Annotated in this window: 11 protein-coding genes; all 11 read left to right on the forward strand. The window is 53.7% G+C overall.

The features are described 5' to 3' along the window. The first annotated feature begins 122 nt into the window (after positions 1 to 122). The 11 genes from AC5DDB_RS27370 to AC5DDB_RS27420 all read left to right on the forward strand — a co-directional run bounded on the left by AC5DDB_RS27370 (position 123) and on the right by AC5DDB_RS27420 (position 18,641). Positions 123 to 1,583 (forward strand): MATE family efflux transporter, encoded by a 1,461-nt coding sequence (locus AC5DDB_RS27370; protein WP_491742952.1) that lies wholly within the window; start codon positions 123 to 125, stop codon positions 1,581 to 1,583. A 108-nt stretch (positions 1,584 to 1,691) separates the two neighbouring features. Beyond that, a complete protein-coding gene (locus tag AC5DDB_RS27375; RefSeq protein ID WP_491742953.1) occupies positions 1,692 to 3,248 on the forward strand; it encodes a sensor histidine kinase in 1,557 nt (518 codons plus the stop codon). A 308-nt stretch (positions 3,249 to 3,556) separates the two neighbouring features. Then, positions 3,557 to 4,495, forward strand: a complete 939-nt coding sequence (locus tag AC5DDB_RS27380; RefSeq protein WP_491742954.1) for a DUF1559 domain-containing protein — start codon at positions 3,557 to 3,559, stop codon at positions 4,493 to 4,495. Then, positions 4,492 to 4,764 carry a hypothetical protein gene (locus AC5DDB_RS27385; RefSeq protein WP_491742955.1) on the forward strand — a complete coding sequence of 91 codons (273 nt, stop codon included), beginning with the start codon at positions 4,492 to 4,494 and terminating at the stop codon, positions 4,762 to 4,764. Before AC5DDB_RS27380 ends, AC5DDB_RS27385 begins: the two co-directional genes overlap by 4 nt. Before the next feature lie 195 nt (positions 4,765 to 4,959). Next, entirely contained in the window at positions 4,960 to 6,345 is a 1,386-nt protein-coding gene (locus AC5DDB_RS27390) for an outer membrane protein assembly factor BamB family protein (protein ID WP_491742956.1), read from the forward strand. 47 nt (positions 6,346 to 6,392) lie between these two features. Then, positions 6,393 to 8,093 carry a Kelch repeat-containing protein gene (locus AC5DDB_RS27395; RefSeq protein WP_491742957.1) on the forward strand — a complete coding sequence of 567 codons (1,701 nt, stop codon included), beginning with the start codon at positions 6,393 to 6,395 and terminating at the stop codon, positions 8,091 to 8,093. Positions 8,094 to 8,173: 80 nt separating this feature from the next. Further along, positions 8,174 to 11,044: a DUF3386 family protein gene (locus tag AC5DDB_RS27400; RefSeq protein ID WP_491742958.1), complete on the forward strand. Its 2,871-nt coding sequence runs from the start codon at positions 8,174 to 8,176 to the stop codon at positions 11,042 to 11,044. Positions 11,045 to 11,175: 131 nt separating this feature from the next. Continuing rightward, complete coding sequence (locus tag AC5DDB_RS27405) at positions 11,176 to 12,681, forward strand: DUF2271 domain-containing protein (protein ID WP_491742959.1); 1,506 nt, start codon at positions 11,176 to 11,178, stop codon at positions 12,679 to 12,681. A 46-nt stretch (positions 12,682 to 12,727) separates the two neighbouring features. Further along, positions 12,728 to 13,453: a PepSY-associated TM helix domain-containing protein gene (locus tag AC5DDB_RS27410; protein ID WP_491742960.1), complete on the forward strand. Its 726-nt coding sequence runs from the start codon at positions 12,728 to 12,730 to the stop codon at positions 13,451 to 13,453. A gap of 224 nt (positions 13,454 to 13,677) precedes the next feature. Next, the gene (locus AC5DDB_RS27415; RefSeq protein ID WP_491742961.1) at positions 13,678 to 16,995 is read left to right on the forward strand and encodes a DPP IV N-terminal domain-containing protein; all 3,318 of its coding nucleotides are present in this window, start codon (positions 13,678 to 13,680) and stop codon (positions 16,993 to 16,995) included. A 245-nt stretch (positions 16,996 to 17,240) separates the two neighbouring features. After that, positions 17,241 to 18,641, forward strand: coding sequence for a DUF1501 domain-containing protein (locus tag AC5DDB_RS27420; protein WP_491742962.1), 1,401 nt, complete (start codon positions 17,241 to 17,243; stop codon positions 18,639 to 18,641).

Consider the following 18,641-nt stretch of genomic DNA (forward strand, 5'->3'; position numbering starts at 1 on the left):
CGATGTGAAATTGCGATGAGTGTGCAGCCGGACCGTTCTTGAGGCTATCTCTGGGGGTCATGGGTCCGCTACACTTCGTTGCGTAACCGCCTTCTGCTTCGGCATTTCTTGGGACGACTTTCATGGATTCGCCGCTACGGACCGAACCCCAAGCCGGCAGTCTCCGAGAGCTTTTGCGGGTGGCTTGGCCACTGGTCCTCAGTTCCGGCTCGCTCTCGTTTCTGCACGTGAGTGACCGCATTTTCCTGACGTGGTACTCTTTAGACGCTGTCGCGGCATCGCTCCCGGCGGGGTTACTTGTCTGGACGTTGATGAGCGTCGCGATGGGCACCGTCACCTACGTGAATACCTTCGTAGCTCAGTATGACGGAAGCGGGCAGAAAGATCGCGTATCGGCCGCAGTTTGGCAGGGTGTGTACTTAGCGATCGGATTCGGTTTGCTATTGGTCGCTCTCGGTCCGTTTTCGGGATTGATGTGCAGTTGGATCGGGCATGCCGAACCCATTCAAAGTCTCGAAGCGACGTATCTGGAAATCGGTCTGTATGGTTCGATCCCGATGATGCTTGTCGCCGCGTTGTCCTGCTTCTTCAGCGGACGTGGCGAGAACGTTGTTCCTTTGCTGATCAATCTGGGGATGGTCGCGTTAAATCTCGGGTTGGACTACCTGATGATTTTCGGTCGTGGTCCATTTCCCGAGATGGGAATCGCCGGAGCGGCTTGGGCAACTCAGATTGCGAAACTTGCCGCCGCAATCGCCTATGTGGTTCTGCTGATTCGTCTTAAATCCGTTCGACCCTATCACTTCTGGCGGAATTTCCGTTTCGACTTCCCCTTGTTCGGGCGTTTGTTGCGGTATGGTTCGCCGATGGGAATCCAATTCTTTCTCGACATCGCCGGGTTTTCTCTGTTCATTTTCATTGTCGGTTCAACGGGGGAAAACGAACTCACAGCCACGAACTTGGCGTTGAACTTGAACTCGTTGGCCTTCGTTCCGCTGATGGGCTTTGGAACCGCAGTTTCGACGATTGTCGGGCGACGAATCGGTGAAAAACGCCCCGATTTGGCGGTCCGAACAACTTGGCTGGGAATCGGGCTGGCATGTTCCTACACCGGGTTATTTGTGCTGTTGATTTTGTTCGCACCCGATTTGTTACTGTCAATTTACGAGATGAATACCAGTGATCCCAACTTTGCCGCCGTTTCGGAGATCGTGGTCGAACTGTTGCGGTTTGTGGCGTTGTATTCGTTCTTCGATGCGGTCGCGATCATCTTCGGGTCGGCATTACGCGGTGCGGGAGACACGCGTTTCTGCACGATGGTCACGTTTGTCTGCTGTTGGTGTCTGATGGTGCTTCCTACTTGGATTTCCCATCGGTACTACTCCGGCAGTTTGACCGTCAGTTGGCTGTCGTGCACCACTTATTTAATGGCGTTGTCGGTGATTTTCGTATTGCGATTCCAAGGCGGACGCTGGAAAACCATGCGAGTCATCGAAGATGCCTCAACCGATCATCCCGAGGCAGATTCATCGCTGAAAACGTCAATCGGTGTCTCCGAACCGCTGGTGGCAACAGTCGAGTAGCGTGTGTTTGTTCCTGTGTCGATTGGGTGCTCTTGCGGGTGACGAATTACTCGTGGTAGAATTCGTGATAGTTCAAGGACCGAACTTTCAAGCGACAGGGACGTCGTTATGCTTTTTGCTCGCACCATTCGCCGGAAAATGGTCTGTTTGTTGGCTTTAGTGCTCGTGATGCTGGTCGTCATGTCACTGAGCGGCATCTCCGGTTTGATGTCTTACCGACGAGCGGTTCACGATCTCGACTTCAGCATCAACCATGCGCCGCGGCGGGCGGACCTTTCCGATGCGATCGGCGGATTGTTTGAACCGTTGTTGCTTGCGCCGCCACGAACCGATCAAGCAGCGAAGTTTCAAGCCGATCGGCTGAACGAACGCTTGGAAGCCGCGAAGGAACGTGTGGCCGACTACCGAGCGAAATTGAACGAGCTTCCACCCACCGAGGCCAATCGACAGCAACATCCCGTGCGGATGGCGAACTTGGAAACGGTCGACCAGTACCTTGCCGATCTCAATGCCTCGAAACATCAGTTAGAGCGAGTCGACACACCTAATCGACATGCGGTGATTGCGTCGATGATGCAAAAGATCGGAGCGCTCGCGACAATCGTGCAACGCATGCCCGACTATAACCAGGGCTTGAACGAGACGCTGGTGCATGCACGTGGGGTGTATCAATCACGATTTGTGATGGTTTGCTTTGCGAGCGGTGTGGTGATGTTGCTGTTTCCTCTGCTCGTCTATTACGGGTACAAAAACATCTTTTCGCCGCTACGGAAACTCCATAAAGGAGCCCAACGCGTTGCCTATGGTGATTTCGACTACCGGTTGAAACTCAACTCCGAAGACGAAATGGCGGAACTCGCTGCGGCCTTCAACAAGATGACGGAACGATTTCAGGAAATCACCCGTGATCTCGATCGGCAAGTCCGTGAACGTTGCAAACAACTGGTGCGGAACGAGCGGTTGGCGGGCATTGGGTTTCTGGCAGCGGGCGTGGCACACGAGATCAACAATCCGTTGCAAGCCATTGGGATTGCCAGTGAATCGTTGTTGGGGCGGATGGATGAAATTCTTTACGAGGCACCTGATGCCGATCGGGAAATTGTCGATCAGTACCTATCGATGATTCAACGCGAGTCGGACCGTTGCCAACAGATCACACGAAAGTTGCTCGACTTCTCACGCGGACAAGACACGCCACGCAGTCGCAACGATTTGACCACGATCATCTCCGAAGTGCTCACGATGGTCGGCCACATGAGCCGGTTCCAAGATCGGGAAATCATCTTTGAACGTGCCGAACCGTGTTATGTAATCGCCAACGGACCAGAGCTCAAACAGGTTGTCCTCAATATCGTGGCGAATTCGCTCGAAGCCATGGACCCCGGCGGCACACTCTCGATTGAGATCGCCGAGGAGACCGACGACGTGAAAATCCACTTCCAAGACAACGGTTGTGGAATGTCGCCGGACACGCTCGATAACTTGTTCGAGCCGTTCTATACCCGCCGTAAGGATGGTAAGGGAACGGGTTTAGGTATGTCGATCAGCCAGCGGATCATCGGCGACCATGGTGGAACCATCGAAGCGAGCAGTCCCGGAGTCGGTCAAGGCAGCCGATTCCAAATTCAACTCCCCAAACGCCCTCAACAAGCCATCGCTGCTTAAATTTGAGCGTGCGTCTTAGTTTCGGACCGTGTCTTCGGTTTGCCGGTTCGCGTCGGTTCGTCGAACTTCATTTCTCGTAAGTCTCGACAAGGCTCGGACACGCGCTGCCGCTTCAGCAACCGTTCCATCTTCAAAATTTTTTGGGTCCGCGTGTTGACAACTGGAAATCGCTCGGTATGTTGTTGAGACTGAATCTCAGTTTCATGGGGTTCCCGAGCCAGCCAGCTTTCCGCCAGCTAGCCAAGACGGTTGTGTGTCGCTTCGTGCGGCGAATCTCTCTCTTGTCTGGTCTCGAAAGGACTGCTGGAATGAACTGCTCTTCCCGCCCGTCCATGGTTTCTCGCCGTGGATTTACGTTGATCGAATTGCTCGTCGTCATTGCGATTATCGCAATTTTGATCGCCCTTTTGCTCCCCGCCGTTCAACAGGCTCGTGAGGCGGCACGTCGCACGCAGTGCAAAAACAACATCAAGCAAGTGGTCCTTGCGACCCACAACTTCCACGACACCCATGGAAAACTGCCCTACGCCACGCAGGACCGCGAGCCTGGCGACGATGGCAGCACCTGGGCAACGGGATTCATTCAGATCCTGCCGTTCTTGGAAAGTGACGCGATCGCACAGCGATGGGACCCGGAAGAACCACGAAACAGCACCGTCGATTCCGATGGCGACGGCTACACGAATCTCACGCTGCAAAGCCTCAATATTCCCACCCTGCTCTGCCCCACCATGACCGAGCCAACCGGACCATTAGGGTCAGCCGGTGAAGATCGGGCTCCGTGTAGTTACCTGTTTAGTGCCGGAACCCAAGATACTTCGTTGCTCCATTATGCCGCCTACTACGGCCAAGCGGTTCCTGCATACAACGGGGCAATCGTGCCTTACATCACCAATAGTTCCAGTGACCCGAACCGCATCCGCACCAAGTTCCGTGACATCACCGATGGGCTGTCGAACACGTTTATTCTTGGAGAGACCGACTTCGCTCCCCAAGGTGTTCCGTCGACAAGTTACGGTGGCGTGTGGTCTTACGGATACATCGGCTATTCCTGGGGTACGACGTACAATCAGTTCAACAACCACAACAACACCTCGACTGTGTACGGGGCTTTCCGCAGCCAACATCCAGGCGGTGCTCACTTTGCATTGGCCGACGGAAGCGTGCGGTTCTTCGCCGAAACGACTCCGCAGGAAGTCCTCGATGCCCACGCAACCCGCAGTGGTGGCGAGGTGATTCCTCAATGATTCGATTTGCCCCCGTTATCTTGAGTGGTGTGCTTTTCGTCTTGGGGTGTGGTGGTGGAGACGTTGCGGAAAACGACGGACCACCACCTCAATTGACGGTGGAAGCGTGGCGAGAGTTGCCCATCGAAGAAAAATACGACGAGGCGACTTTCGATCGTCTGAAAGACGCCGATCCACAATTGAAATCTCCAAGAGCCTGGGACAAGTTCATGCGAGAAGTCGTTGTCCCGGAACGCAAGATTGATATCCCGCAAACGCCGGGCTCCTAGTTGAGCTTGGAAATGGTTTGCGAAGTAGACGCCGTCATCGATTGCGGGACGAACTGTTCCTCCCCGCGCTCCCGCAATCGGTGGCGACTTTTGATAGCCTGGATAGACACGCCGTGCGGTTGATCTCCGATAATGACGGCGGAAGTCGTCGGAGTTCGATCGTCCCCTAATCCACTGCTTCGTCGAGGGTTTTGAATGATGCTCATCGCAACTCATGTGGTGTCAATCGTGGTGGGTCTGCTCACAGCAACCGGGATCGTCGCTGTGCACGCGGTCTTTTCGTCACGCGGACAGGCGGTTCTCTTGGCGGCGTTGGTTTTGCCGACTTCGTTCGGGATGGCGGCCGACAATTGGACGTCCTTCCAAAACGGCGGAGCGATCAGCGTCGCTCACGATGGTGACACGCTCCAATGGGATCGACAGTGGTCCCAGAAGATTGCAGGCTATGGGCAATCATCACCCGTTGTCTGGGGCGATTCGGTGTATGTCACATCCGTCAGCGGTCCGCAAAAGGAGACGTACCACGTCACCGCTTTGACATTGCGTGAAGGCAAGACGCGTTGGCAACACGATCTCAAAAATCGTTCGCCACGCGAAAACACGAATTACGTCAGCCGGGCGGCTCCCACACCGGCGGTGGATGAAAACGGCTTGGTGTGTTTCTTCGAAGGCGGCAATTTGGTCGCGCTCTCGCACGACGGCAAAGTGCGTTGGGAACGCGATCTTGTCCAAGAGTACGGCCCACTCGACGCGCGACATGGGTTATCCGCCTCGGTCGAGCAAACCGATGCCCACGCTTTCATCTGGGTGGAACGTGCCGAAGACCCGTATGTGTTAGCGGTCAACAAGACCGACGGAAAGACGGTTTGGAAAGTTGCCGGAATCGGTGCCACGAGTTGGGCGACGCCCCGATTGGTTCCGGTTGGCGATGGTCAACATCTCGTGTTGAGTGGTGTCGGTCATCTCGTTGGACTTGATCCGCAAACTGGCGAACGGTTGTGGGAGTTCGAAGGCATTTCCGGCAACTCGTCCCCCACACCGATTCCACTTGGCGACGGGCGATTTCTCCAAGGGGCAACTGTCGGACGTGGTGAAAGCAGCTCCGGGGCGGCGGCCAAATCGAACGGTGTTATCGAAATCTCTCGAACAGACGAAGGGACATGGCAAGCCGATTACGTCTGGCAAGCCAAGCGAGCGACGTCTTCGTTCGGTTCTCCCATTGCCCATGCCGATCGCTGTTACTACGTGAATTCGGCCGGCGTTGTGTACTGTCTCGATCTCAAAACCGGCGACGAAGTTTTTGCGAAGCGACTTGAAGAAAGCATCTGGGCCACTCCGGTGGCGGTGGGCAATGAGATTCTGTTCTTCGGCAAAGGTGGCAGTATTCGAGGAATTTCCGGTGGTGCGGAATTTCAAGCTCTGAGTTCGGAAACCGCATGGGATGCCCCAACGACGGACGGTTCCGAGTCCGAATCTGGTCGTGCCCAATTCGCCGGACCGGTTCTGTACGGTGTTGCCGTGGTTGGCGATCAAGTTGTGATCCGCCGTGGCGACCAGCTCACAATGTGGAAAATTCACTGACGCAGCGAACTCAGCAAACAAGACTCATCATTTCAAGGCGATAGAACATGAAGACCCTGTCCCTCCGTGGTTGGTTGATTGGCGTGGGTGCATTGCTCATGCTTGTGAGTATGACACACTCCGCGAATGCTCATTTTATCTTTCTTGTGCCGCAAGCAAGCACGGGCGACACCACGCGTGTTGAAATCTATTTCGGTGAAGACGCTTCACCGGAAGACCCTGCGTTTCTGCGTTATACCGAAGGCATGCAGACTTGGTTCGTTGGTCCGCAAGGGAAAACGAGCGAACTCAAAATTTCCCGCACCGATGATTCCGCTTCGGTCGAACTCACGAAGAAACAAGCGAAAAACGGACTCGTCATCGCTACCCATGACCTCGGCGTGATGGATCGCGGCGACGCGAAGTTCCGTCTCAAGTACTACGCGAAATCCGGCCCCGCGTTGAATGCAAAGGCTTGGACGCAAGTCGATAGTTCAAAGCAACTCAAATTGGACGTGGTTCCTGAAGCAACTCAAGACGGTGTCGTTCTCCATGTCAAATTCAACGGCAAACCTGTTGCCGGCAGCGAAGTTGTTGCGAGTGGTCCTGAGTTGTTCGATTTCAAGGGAACCACAAACGAGTCCGGCCAAGTTACTTTGGGTTTGAAGGAACCGGGCTTGTACTCGATTCGTGCGAAACATGTTGAAGAGGAAGCCGGTGAACTCGATGGCAAACCCTATCCTGAAACCCGACATTACACCACGTTGGCACTTCGCGTGAAATCTGAACTGAGCGGTCTCGCCGATTTGAAACTCGATCCGATCAAGCAACCCGTCACAAGTTTCGGCAGCGCGATTCTCGATGGCAACCTGTATGTCTACGGTGGTCACACGGGATCGGCTCACTCGTACTCGAACGAAGAACAAGGCCGCACATTACTGCGTTTGAATCTGAAAACTGGGAAGTGGAAAGAACTCGCCGAAGGGCCCGCTCTGCAGGGGTTGGCGATGGTGGCTCATGGCGACAAGTTGTACCGCATTGGCGGATTTACCGCGAAGAACGAAGAAGGCGAAGAACACGACCTATGGTCGCAAGACTCGGTCGCAGCCTTCGATCTTGATTCCAATTCCTGGTCTGAACTGCCTGCACTTCCCGAGCCGCGGTCGTCATTCGATGCATGTGTACTGGACGACACAATCTATGTGATTGGGGGTTGGAAACTCGCTGGCGAAGAAGAAAGCACGTGGCATAAAACCGCATGGTCAATGGATCTGAGTGCCGAGAAGCCAGAGTGGAAACAACTGCCGACTCCACCATTTCAACGCCGTGCACTGGCCGTGGCTGCGTTTGACGGCAAAGTTTATGTGATTGGCGGCATGCAAGAAACGGGTGGGCCGACCACACGGGTGGATATCTTCGATCCCAAGTCCGGCGAATGGACACAAGGCGCTAGTCTTGCCACAGAAGAAGAACCGGCCGAGAAAGATGACGGCGACAATCACGGTGGTCGTTTCTCCGGCGGAATGACCGGCTTCGGTGCCTCAGCCTTCGCCACCGGCGGACGACTCTATACCAGCACCATCAATGGCGAATTGCAACGACTCTCTAAAGATGGTTCGAAATGGGAAGTCATCGCCCAAACTCCCACCGCCCGCTTCTTCCATCGCATGTTGCCGCTTGACGATCACCGCTTGATCGTTGTGGGTGGCGCGAGCATGGCAGTGGGCAAATTCGACGAAGTCGAAGTCCTCAACGTCGACGGCAAATAACGCGACTCGTTGCTTATTGAGTTATGTCCGCGTGGAAGATCCGTCTCGCGCTTCGTATCCCCGTATTCTGTGAAAGTCCAATGAACAGTTTTTCCCGTACTGGCATTCGACGACTCGTCACGCGAACCTGGCTCGCGCTTCTGGTTCTCACGATTGCCTCTCCGTTTGGCTGGAGTGCGAAGCCGCAAGCGGATCGATCGGCGTTTGACTTCATGCTCGAAGCCCACAACGCCCGCACGGTTTGGCACGATTTCCCGGGCTTCACCGCCGATATCGTTGTGAAAACCGATAGCGGTTCGCACGCCGGCACAATCGTCGTCAAACCGGATTTTGAGTACACCCTCACGATTGACGACGCTGCCCGCGAGTCCTGGGTAAAATCGAAACTGCGATCGGTCATTACCCACCGTCGCCCCAGTGAAATGTCGGACAAGGGCTATGAATTCGCCGACGACACCGACAACGGACCGGGAGTGCTCATTGCACAGAAAGACGGTTCCGGTGTGTTTCGCGTTGACGATGGCATGATTCGTGACGTGCTCAGAAAGTCGGACACACATTGGTTCGAAATCACCAATCTGGATCAGTTCAAAACGCCCCTGGGAACGGTTTTGCCTCAAGTGAGTGCCGTTGTCTACCGCAACACAGTAACCGGCGATATTGAATCACAACGCTCAAACGTCTTCACTTGGACTGAGGTAGGTGACTACTTTTTACCGTTGCGAACGCTCACAGTGGATGTGCGGCAAGGCGGTAAGCGATCGGTCCGCGAGTTAGTCTTCTCGAAGCATCAACTCAGCAAGCCGACAGGGATTTCCACCGCCGGGTCGAAACTTCACAAGCCGCTCCGTGAATCACTCACGAGCTTCGGGGCAGCCGTCTTGGGTGACTATCTCTACGTTTTCAGCGGCCACAATGGTGACGCGCACGGCTTCGGTCGCGATAACCTGTCCGACCATTTTCGCCGAATCAAATACGATGACCCGTCCGCGGAATGGGAAGAACTCGCCCGACATGAACCGGCTCAGAGCACCGCATTGGTGACCGATGGCAAATTCCTTTATCGCATCGGTGGTTTGTCGTTTTTGAACTCGGGGAACGAGGAAACGAACTTCAACTCCACGACTCACTTCGCTCGCTACGATCCTGCGACTGACGAATGGACGGAGTTGACTCCGTTGCCCGAACCGCGTTCGTCTTTGGATGCCGCCGTTTTGGGACGTTCGATCTATGTGGCAGCCGGCTGGAACCTGCAAGGCGAGTCGTCAAGAACAGCCCCTTGGCACGACGACATGCTCCGGTTCGACCTAGACGACCCGGCAGCCGGTTGGCAGTCGATCGCTGGTCCGGGATACAAAACGCGAGCTGCATCGCTCGCCGCTCATAACGGGAAACTCTATCTCCTCGGCGGAATTCAAGAACGCGGTATTACTCGCAAAGTTTCGGTTTACGATCCGCAATCAAACGAATGGACCCTAGGACCCGAATTGAAAGCAGACAGTTCGACCGCTGGATTCGCGACCAGTTCGTTTGCCACCGGCGGAAACTTGTACTACACGGGGGCATCGGGTGTTGTGTACCGGCTTGCCAAGGACGGCAACGATTGGGAACTCGTCGATCGCTTGCTCTTCCCCCGCATGTTTCTGCGGTTGTTACCGCTCTCAGACGATCGGCTGATCGCACTGGGTGGTGTTTCCGGCGGTGGTCGCACGCCGAGTGTCGAGTCATTAACGCTCAGTCAATCCGAGAAACCCACGCCGAAACTTGCCCGCTGGTCGGTTCCCTTCAGCGGACGTGCTAAACACAGTCAAACATTGATTCTCGACGGTATGAAACTTTATGCCATCGGCGGGAACGCCAGCCCTAACCCGCACGAATTTTCTCAGGAGGCGTTCGTCAAGGAAGCGTTCGTGTTTGATATCAGTCGTCAGAGCGTCGAGCAACTTCCCGATTTACCACAGGCGATGCAAAGTGGTGCGGGAGTCGTCCACTCACAAACAAGTGAGCATCACGCGATAGTCGTTTTCGGAGGACTCGGTTTTCGCGATGACAAATTCTGTGCACTCAATGAAGTGCTCGAGTTCGATCCCGACGCAAAGACTTGGACCTATTCTGTAAAGTCTCTGCCGGAAGCTCGGTCTATGTTTTCCGCGACCACCCACGATGATGCAATTTGGCTGTTTGGCGGTCAGAGCGTGGGGGAAGACCGAGAGTATCAAACTTCCATCCTGCATTGGTGGGGTGATAGTTCGGAAATTACTCCACTTCCGAATATCTCTGTCCCCACACCGCGACGTTCCTTCGGTAGCGCTGTCCTACAAGACAAATACTATATGGTCGGCGGGCTTGCGGAATCGGGCGGAATTGCCGAACGAGTCGATGTCTTCAACTTCAAAACTCGCGAATGGAGTGAGGCACCGTCGCCGAACGTGCCCCGGGTATTTCCAAGTTTAGTCGCCACCAAAAACAAACTTTACCTGTTCGGAGGCTTCACACGAGCAGACGGCCACTTTACACCGGCAACCTCCTTGGAAGTTTTCGATCGTGAGACGGCAACGTGGTCAACGGTCGCCGGCAAAATTCCGGGCGTAGAACCCGGGCAAACAATGCTCGCGTTGAATGAACGACTACTATTCTACGGCATCAACACTGAGAAGCAGCAAGTCGACTTTGTTCTATTCGACCCCAACCCGAAACAGGAACCAGAGACGATTGTTAGCAATGGGTTTGGTGGTCAACGTCGTTCCCCAGATGTCGTTGCTAGTCAGAATGCAAAACTGATCCTTCGTAAAGACACCAATAAAGATGGCAAGCTCAGCCGTGATGAACTCGGTCAACGTATGTCTCAGTTCTTTGATCGGGCGGACACCGACTCTGACGATACTCTCACCTATCAGGAAACCGTGGCAGCCTTGAAGGCGGACGACACGGACAGCGATTCCGACGAGTAACTCTGTTTTTCATCCCTCTTTGATTATCACGCTATTCCAGCTTCTCGAACTGGCGGAACACACAACCGATGTGTCGCCAGTTCGCCGGAATCGCGTTGCGCTTTTGGTTCAGTCCCGTGACAGGATATCTCATGACAGTTGCTGTGTTGTTTCAAAGGTTATGCTTATTGACTGTGGCTAGTCTCACCACTGTTTCAAGTTCTGCTTCGGAATATGTCTTCCATCATGAATATGTACTCGGGACGTCTCTCGAACTTCGCGTGGGAGCGGATTCGTTACAAGCAGCTCATACAGTGGAAGCACTCGTACTTGCTGAGGTCGATCGGCTAAACAACATCCTGAGCCGTTATGATTCCTCAAGCGAGCTCATGCGTTGGCAAAACGGCCAATTGCAAAATTCGGTTTCAAAGGACCTCGCAAATGTACTTGAGCGGTCAGCATACTGGCATCAAAAAACGAACGGGGTCTTTGATGTTCGGGTGGGGGCATTGATTGAACTCTGGCAACAGGCCGAGCAGGACCAACACGTTCCAACGTCTCAAGAACTAAAGTCGATCACACGACAACTTCAGGTCCCAGCTTGGAAGCAAGTCGACAACTATAGTTTTGAGCAAACAGGCGACTTGCCAATTACGCTTGATGGACTCGCAAAGGGCTATATTCTCGACTCTGTTTGCGACCTAGTGACGCAGAAGTTTCCGGGACTGACTCAGTTGACGATCAACATTGGTGGCGACTTGCGAACGATTGGTGGCGGGCCATTAACAATCGGTATCACCGACCCCGTCAACTCTTTCGAGAATTCCGAGCCAATTCATGTGGTGACATCGAACGACGCCATGGGATTGGCGACAAGTGGTGGCTATCGGCGGTTCTTTGAAATTAACGGGAGACGCTATCCGCAGTTGCTCGATCCACGGACCGGGCAACCTGTGCAGCATCTTCTGAGTGCCACTGTTATTGCCAAAACAGCGATCGATGCCGATGCGATCGCAACAATACTTTGTGTACTAGGGCGAAGCGCTGGCTTGAAATTCGTCGAGTCTTTGGATTCTGTAGAATGTCTTATGATTGAAGATGGCCGTGTCGTGACGTCATCTGGCTGGCCGAGACCTAAGACTCAATTCATCAACTTCGCGGACAAGACAACAACTGAGAAAACAAAGCCCGGATTAGTTGTCGAGTTTACGCTCAATCGGCCTAAAGGCGGACGATATCGGAGACCGTATGTTGCAGTTTGGCTCGAAGACGCCGACGGTTTCCCCGTCAAAACTGCATTGCTGTGGATGCAAACGGAACAGCCTGGTCCACGTTGGCATCGGGATTTAACCCGTTGGTATCGTTACGACCGACTTCGGAAGGTCGTTGAAGAGAAAGACTTGATTGATACCATTGCCGGTGCGACTCGCGGACCTGGCGAGTACCAGGCTCGTTTCGATGGCACGGATAACCTAGGCAAGTCGTTGCCTCATGGCCAGTACACTTTATATATCGAAGTGGCCCGCGAGCATGGCACCTATCAACTCATTCGGCAGCCGGTTGAACTCACAGCCAAACCGATCGACGAACAGAAGTTAAAGGACAATGTCGAAGTGAGTCAAGCTGCGTTCTACTACATTCCGTGGAACCAGAAGTAACCCTAATACACCAAGTCGAGTCCTTGACAAATCGAGTATCGCTAACATGCCTAGTGTCGATCATGAATGCGATCTGATCGCTCCCGCTGTAGCGGAAGCAGATCAATCTAAGAATATGACCTCTCGGCGAAAACGCAGTTGGTATGCCAAAAGCGCTGCTGCTTTTCGTTGGGTTCATATCTATGTCTCGATGCTAGGTTTCGCCACACTGATGTTTTTTGCTCTAACTGGGCTGACGCTCAATCACCCCACATGGTTTGGGGCAAGTGAACAGACTGTTCGCGATGTTCAAGGAACCATTCCGAATGATGTTGTCAAAGTTCAGGTGATCGAAACGCAAACTAATCGGTCGAGCATGACGGAACAATCAAGTGTCTCCGTCGATCAACTTGCCATCGCCGAATGGTTTCGAGCGGAACATCAACTGCGAGGCCGCGTTACCGAATTCACTGTAGACGAGTTCGAGTGCATGCTAGTCTTCAAAAGCCCCGGCTATGCGGCCGATATTTTTCTTGACCACACGAACGGACAATACATGCTGACGGAGACATCATCGGGACTAATGGCAGTACTCAATGATCTTCATAAGGGACGGGATAGTGGCGGTGAATGGAGCTTAGTGATCGACATCTCAGCGATTGTCACCATGCTATTGTCGCTCTCTGGGTTCGGCCTGCTGCTGTATCTTCGTCGCCGCCGGCTTTCCGGGATTCTGACAGCTGTCGTCGGGACAGTTGTTCTCGTTGCGGCTTGGGCGATTTGGGTGCCATAGTCGCTCGAGTCGTCATAGTTCGGCTTTGATTAGCTGCGCTTGCTCAGCGGTGGTGACACAGCATTCCTAGGAAGTCGCGTATCATGCCCGCTCGAGGACGGCTGCAAATACCGCTGAGAATTGGTCCGCATTCCGATGTCGTGCCCCGTTCGTTTGTCGAATCCCTCGCGATCTGCGATGCTCATTGGTCACGATCATGCAACGAGTCAACAATTGGAGGGGTCATGAAGGGATCGTTTGTTCTGCTGCTGTTCAGCAGTTTTCTGTCGCAGCCTGGGTTGGGTGCGGATTCCTCAACGGAGTTACTCACGCTCGATCGTTTGTTCACTTCGGAAGAATTCGAAGCCGATCCGATTCCCAAGATGCATTGGAGTCGGCTTTCACAGACTTACTTTCTGCTGGAAGAATCAGACGATTCGGATGGCTCTGACCTAGTGCGGAAGACTCCCGAGGGTGTGAAAGAAGTCGTCATTCCGTCTTCGGCATTGGTGCCAGAGGGGGATGATCAACCGTTGTCAATCGAGGACTTCACGTTTTCGGCGGATGAGTCACGTGTGTTGATTTCCACGAATGGCCGAAAAGTCTGGCGGAGCAAAACCCGCGGTGACTATTGGGTCTGCGATTTGGCGTCGCAGTCGTTGACGAAACTCGGTGGCGATGTGCCGTCTTCGACACTCATGTTCGCCAAGTTTTCCCCGGATGCGTCTCAGGTCGCGTATGTGCGTGAGGACAATCTCTATCTGCAGAATCTCGATGATCACTCGATTCAAGCTTTGACGACGGATGGTGATGGGATTGTCATCAACGGGCATGGAGACTGGGTCAACGAAGAAGAGTTTCGGCTCCGGGACGGCTTCCGGTGGGGTCCGGACGGGAAACAAATCCTCTTTTGGCAGTTCGACACGAGTGGCGTCTCGCAGTTTCATCTCATCAACAATACCAAGGCCAAAACGCCGCAGATTCAATCGTTCGCCTATCCGAAAGTTGGTAGTCAGAACTCTGTAACTCGGTTGGGGGTGGTCTCGGTCGATAGTCGCGAAGTCAATTGGATTCGACTTCCCGGTGATCCTCGTGAACACTATCTACCGCGTGCAGAGTGGACACCCGATGGATCTACAATTCTTGTTCAGCAGTTCAATCGATTGCAGAAGGTGCTTAAAGTTTGGTTGGTCGATCCGGCAACGGGGCTTGGAGAACTTGTTTTAACAGAAACCGATTCGGCTTGGATCGAAAACGATAACCCCGTGCGGTGGTTGAAAGACGGCGAACAGTTTCTTTGGATCAGTGAACGCACTGGTTGGCGACACGCCTATATTGCCAACCGAGAATCCGGGCATCTGGAATCGGTCACTCAAGGCTCGTTTGATGTTATAGATGTCGTTGCTGTCGATGAAGAGGAAAACTGCTTGTACTATACGGCATCTCCTGACAATGCGACTCAGCAATATTTGTATCGTGTCTCCCTAGATGGCACGGAAGCTACGCGGCTGTCACCAATGACTGAGAGTGGTTGGCATTCCTATCAATGCTCGCCAGATGCTAAGTATGCCGTTCATGCTTTCTCGACATTCTCAACCCCACCAGTTGTCAGTCTAGTTCGTTTGAACGATCACACAGTTGTCCAAACTTTGACGGATAACCAGGAACTCCGGGAACGTGTGAACGCGCTTCAGCGACCTGAGATTGAGTTTCTCAGTATCGACATCGGTGACGGTGTTCTATTAGATGGTTGGAGTCTTCGACCGAAGAGTTTGCCAAAGGGAGAACGATTCCCTTTAGTTATGTATGTCTATGGTGAGCCGCACGGGCAAACGGTACGCGATCGCTGGGGAGGGCCTCGGGGACTTTGGCATTGGATGCTCGCGCAACAAGGGTTTGTCGTTGCTAGTTTCGATAACCGTGGCACGAATGTGCCCAAGGGGCGTGCTTGGCGGAAGTGCGTGTATCGACAGATTGGTACACTCGCGTCTGCAGAACAGGCACGCGTCGTCGAGGAACTATTGAATCGTTGGACGTTTATCGATCCAAAACGTGTTGGCAGTTGGGGGTGGAGTGGTGGTGGCAGTATGAGTCTCAACGCGATCTTTCGCTACCCGGAGTTGTATCGAACTGCAATCGCGATTGCACCAGTCGCTGATCAAACTCTCTATGACACCATTTACCAAGAACGCTACATGGGTCTGCCGACCGACAATGCAAAGGGCTATCAAGATGGTTCTCCTTTGTCTCATGCGTACAAACTACGTGGCAACCTGCTAGTCATTCATGGCACTGGAGATGACAACTGTCACTATCAAGGAACTGAGAAACTCATCAACAAACTTGTCGCTGAGGGGAAGCGGTTTACAGTTCTTCCGTATCCCAATCGATCGCATAGTGTCAACGAGGGAGACAACACAACCCGACATTTGTGGGGCACGATGACTCGGTTTCTGCAAGACAATTTGCAATCGGCTCATGCTCCCGAGATCGATCCGGCTCCGAAAACCGAAACCACGCGAGCGAAGCTACAGATCTTCAATGGTAGCGGCGACGTCATTGATGTCTTTTGGCTTAAATCGGATCAGGAGCGTGTACCAAACGGGACGATTCAACCAAATCAGAATTCGATCATTCAGACAACAGTCGGCCATCAATTTGTTCTTGTCAGTCGTCGAGATCAAACGGAAACGATTGTGACTAGCAAAGTCCCGGTGCAAGCGTTCCGATTCGGTGGTATTCCCGAGTTTTATACCCAAAGAGTGGATGCCGGTGGGTTCCCGATTGTCGCTTCGGAGCGTGTCAATCCGTATGCACTTAAGGAAGCTGTGTATATCGTGGATAAGATGCTCGCGCAGCGACCTGATGTTCGTGACGCGATGACTCAGAGTGGCGCTAGGCTTTGTATCCTCGCTCATGACGAATTCACAACTGACCAACCGGAATGGAAATGGCTAGCGGAGAAACCGGTGCGGAACTTCCCTGACATTCCTGCGAAAGACTATCGCGATGCCCGAGCCCGTGGGATGGGAGGAAGTCTGACAGATCCCTACTGCTCTTGTGCTGAAGAAAATCTCTTAGCGTACCCTGGCGACCCTTACCAAGCCGAGAACATTTTGATTCACGAGTTGGCTCACAATATCCACTTGCGTGGCATGAGCAACGTCGACCCGACGTTCGATACACGAGTGCGAGCTGCATACGATGCCGCAATGGCGGAGGGGTTGTGGAAAGGCAAGTATGCCTCCGTCAATCATTACGAATACTTCGCCGAAGGTGTGCAGTCATGGTTTGATGACAATCGTGAAAACGACCACGATCATAACCACGTCAACACACGTGCTGAGTTACTCGAATATGATCCGAGGTTGGCTGCTGTGTGTCGGGAAGTGTTCGGGGATACCCAGTTTCGCTACACCAAACCCACCACTCGATTGACGGGGCATCTCGCAGGATATGATCCTCAGAAGGCCCCGCGTTTTCAGTGGCCTGCTCGACTAAGCGAGGCCCGCAAGGCGATTCGGGCTCATGCCGTCAAGCGGTCCACCAAAGACAGCGATTGACCGCGAAACTGCACGCAGCGGTTGTGACCCCGATATTGGTTGTCCCAGACGTCTTTGGATCAGCGGTGGTTGATGGGTGGGTGGCTCAGCTGTTATCATGCGACATACTGAACCAGGACGGTCTGACCGAACAGCGTTCGTGGAGTCTGGGTTCGAAAGTCCGTTTCGCGTTCTCTAGGTGCACGAGGAACGGCTGGTACGATCGAGACGAAACGCGGGCGAACGCTTGGAAAGCGGGTGCTACTATGTCTCCACTTCGGTTCCAAGAACATCTCCTCCCTCGACGTGAGTTTCTGCGAATCGGCAGTCTCGCAATCGGCGGGTTCGCGTTGCCGACAATGCTCGGAAGTTCTGCGAAGGCCGAATCGCTTTCTGATGTTGCAACCGGCAAGTCTGTGATTTTCCTGTTTCAACAGGGAGGACCGAGCCAGTTCGAAACCTTCGATCCCAAACCAAATGCCCCTTCGGAGATTCGGACGCTAACCGAAGTTGTGCAAACTTCGCTATCGGGCGTTGCGTTCGGAGAGGCAATGTCGCGGCTGTCTCGGTTGGCTCATAAACTGACCGTTGTTCGCTCGTTTCAGACCAATAACGCCGGACACAACTTGCAGCCGATTGTCGGGCCGGATTCGTTGGATGCAAACCTTGGTTCTCATTATTCGCGGATCGTCGGTTCGACAAATCCGCAAACGGGCATGCCGACGAACATCGTCGTCTATCCCAGTGCCGTCGATTCAGACGTTCCTGGTCCGCAAGCGAGAGGGGATCTGAAGTCGACAGGACCTTATGGACAAGCTTACGCACCGTTTGTGCCGGGCGGAGGTGGCGACTTACAGCAAGACATGCGACTCAATCTTCCTCACGACCGAATCTTTGAAGATCGTCGTGGATTGTTGAATCAACTCGACCGGTTTCGAAAGGACCTCGATACATCCGGGCGAATCGAACAGATGGATCAATTGCAGCGACAAGCGTATGAACTCTTGCTGAGTGGGAAAGTCGCAGCGGCACTCGATTTGGCCAACGAAGACCCAAGTGTCGTCCGCAGATACGACACCCAACATTTCGCACGCGAGGGGCAATGGGACAAGGCAGCACGTGGGCGGCGGGGTTATTACACGGCTCAGGCCAAGTCGATTGGGAAACTATTGTTGCTTGCTCGTCGACTTTGTGAGGCCGGATGTGGCTTTGTCACGGTTCACGCAGGGTATGCAGGTGTCTGGGACATGCATGCCGATGGCAATAACTTAAACATGGTGGACGGAATGAACGCAGTCGGACGCGCGTTTGATTATGCGGTCGCTGCGTTTGTCGAAGACATTGAGTTACTTGGGCTGCAAGAAAAGATCATGCTGGTTTGCGTCGGTGAGATGGGACGCACGCCACGCGTCAATGGACGCGGAGGTCGCGACCATTGGAGTCGTCTTGCTCCTCTTTTGTTATATGGAGGTGGTCAACCGAGTGGTAAGGTCATCGGGCGTTCAACCCGAGACGGCGGCGAACCCGACAGCGAAGCTCTCAAGCCGTCTCATCTGGTTTCGACGATCTTGAACACGATGCTAGATCTCGGCCGACTTCGTCTTATCAGCGGTGTACCTCAGCAAGTGGTTGAACTGGCTAGTAACCCCATGATCTCACTTGCGTAG

The organism is Thalassoroseus sp., assembly GCF_984380535.1.

Coding starts and splice junctions, on each gene's coding strand:
- AC5DDB_RS27405 (WP_491742959.1), top strand. CDS start 11,176: ATGACAGTTGCTGTGTTGTTTCAAAGGTTATGCTTATTGACTGTGGCT.
- AC5DDB_RS27415 (WP_491742961.1), top strand. CDS start 13,678: ATGAAGGGATCGTTTGTTCTGCTGCTGTTCAGCAGTTTTCTGTCGCAG.
- AC5DDB_RS27390 (WP_491742956.1), top strand. CDS start 4,960: ATGATGCTCATCGCAACTCATGTGGTGTCAATCGTGGTGGGTCTGCTC.
- AC5DDB_RS27385 (WP_491742955.1), top strand. CDS start 4,492: ATGATTCGATTTGCCCCCGTTATCTTGAGTGGTGTGCTTTTCGTCTTG.
- AC5DDB_RS27420 (WP_491742962.1), top strand. CDS start 17,241: ATGTCTCCACTTCGGTTCCAAGAACATCTCCTCCCTCGACGTGAGTTT.
- AC5DDB_RS27380 (WP_491742954.1), top strand. CDS start 3,557: ATGAACTGCTCTTCCCGCCCGTCCATGGTTTCTCGCCGTGGATTTACG.
- AC5DDB_RS27375 (WP_491742953.1), top strand. CDS start 1,692: ATGCTTTTTGCTCGCACCATTCGCCGGAAAATGGTCTGTTTGTTGGCT.
- AC5DDB_RS27370 (WP_491742952.1), top strand. CDS start 123: ATGGATTCGCCGCTACGGACCGAACCCCAAGCCGGCAGTCTCCGAGAG.
- AC5DDB_RS27395 (WP_491742957.1), top strand. CDS start 6,393: ATGAAGACCCTGTCCCTCCGTGGTTGGTTGATTGGCGTGGGTGCATTG.
- AC5DDB_RS27400 (WP_491742958.1), top strand. CDS start 8,174: ATGAACAGTTTTTCCCGTACTGGCATTCGACGACTCGTCACGCGAACC.
- AC5DDB_RS27410 (WP_491742960.1), top strand. CDS start 12,728: ATGCCTAGTGTCGATCATGAATGCGATCTGATCGCTCCCGCTGTAGCG.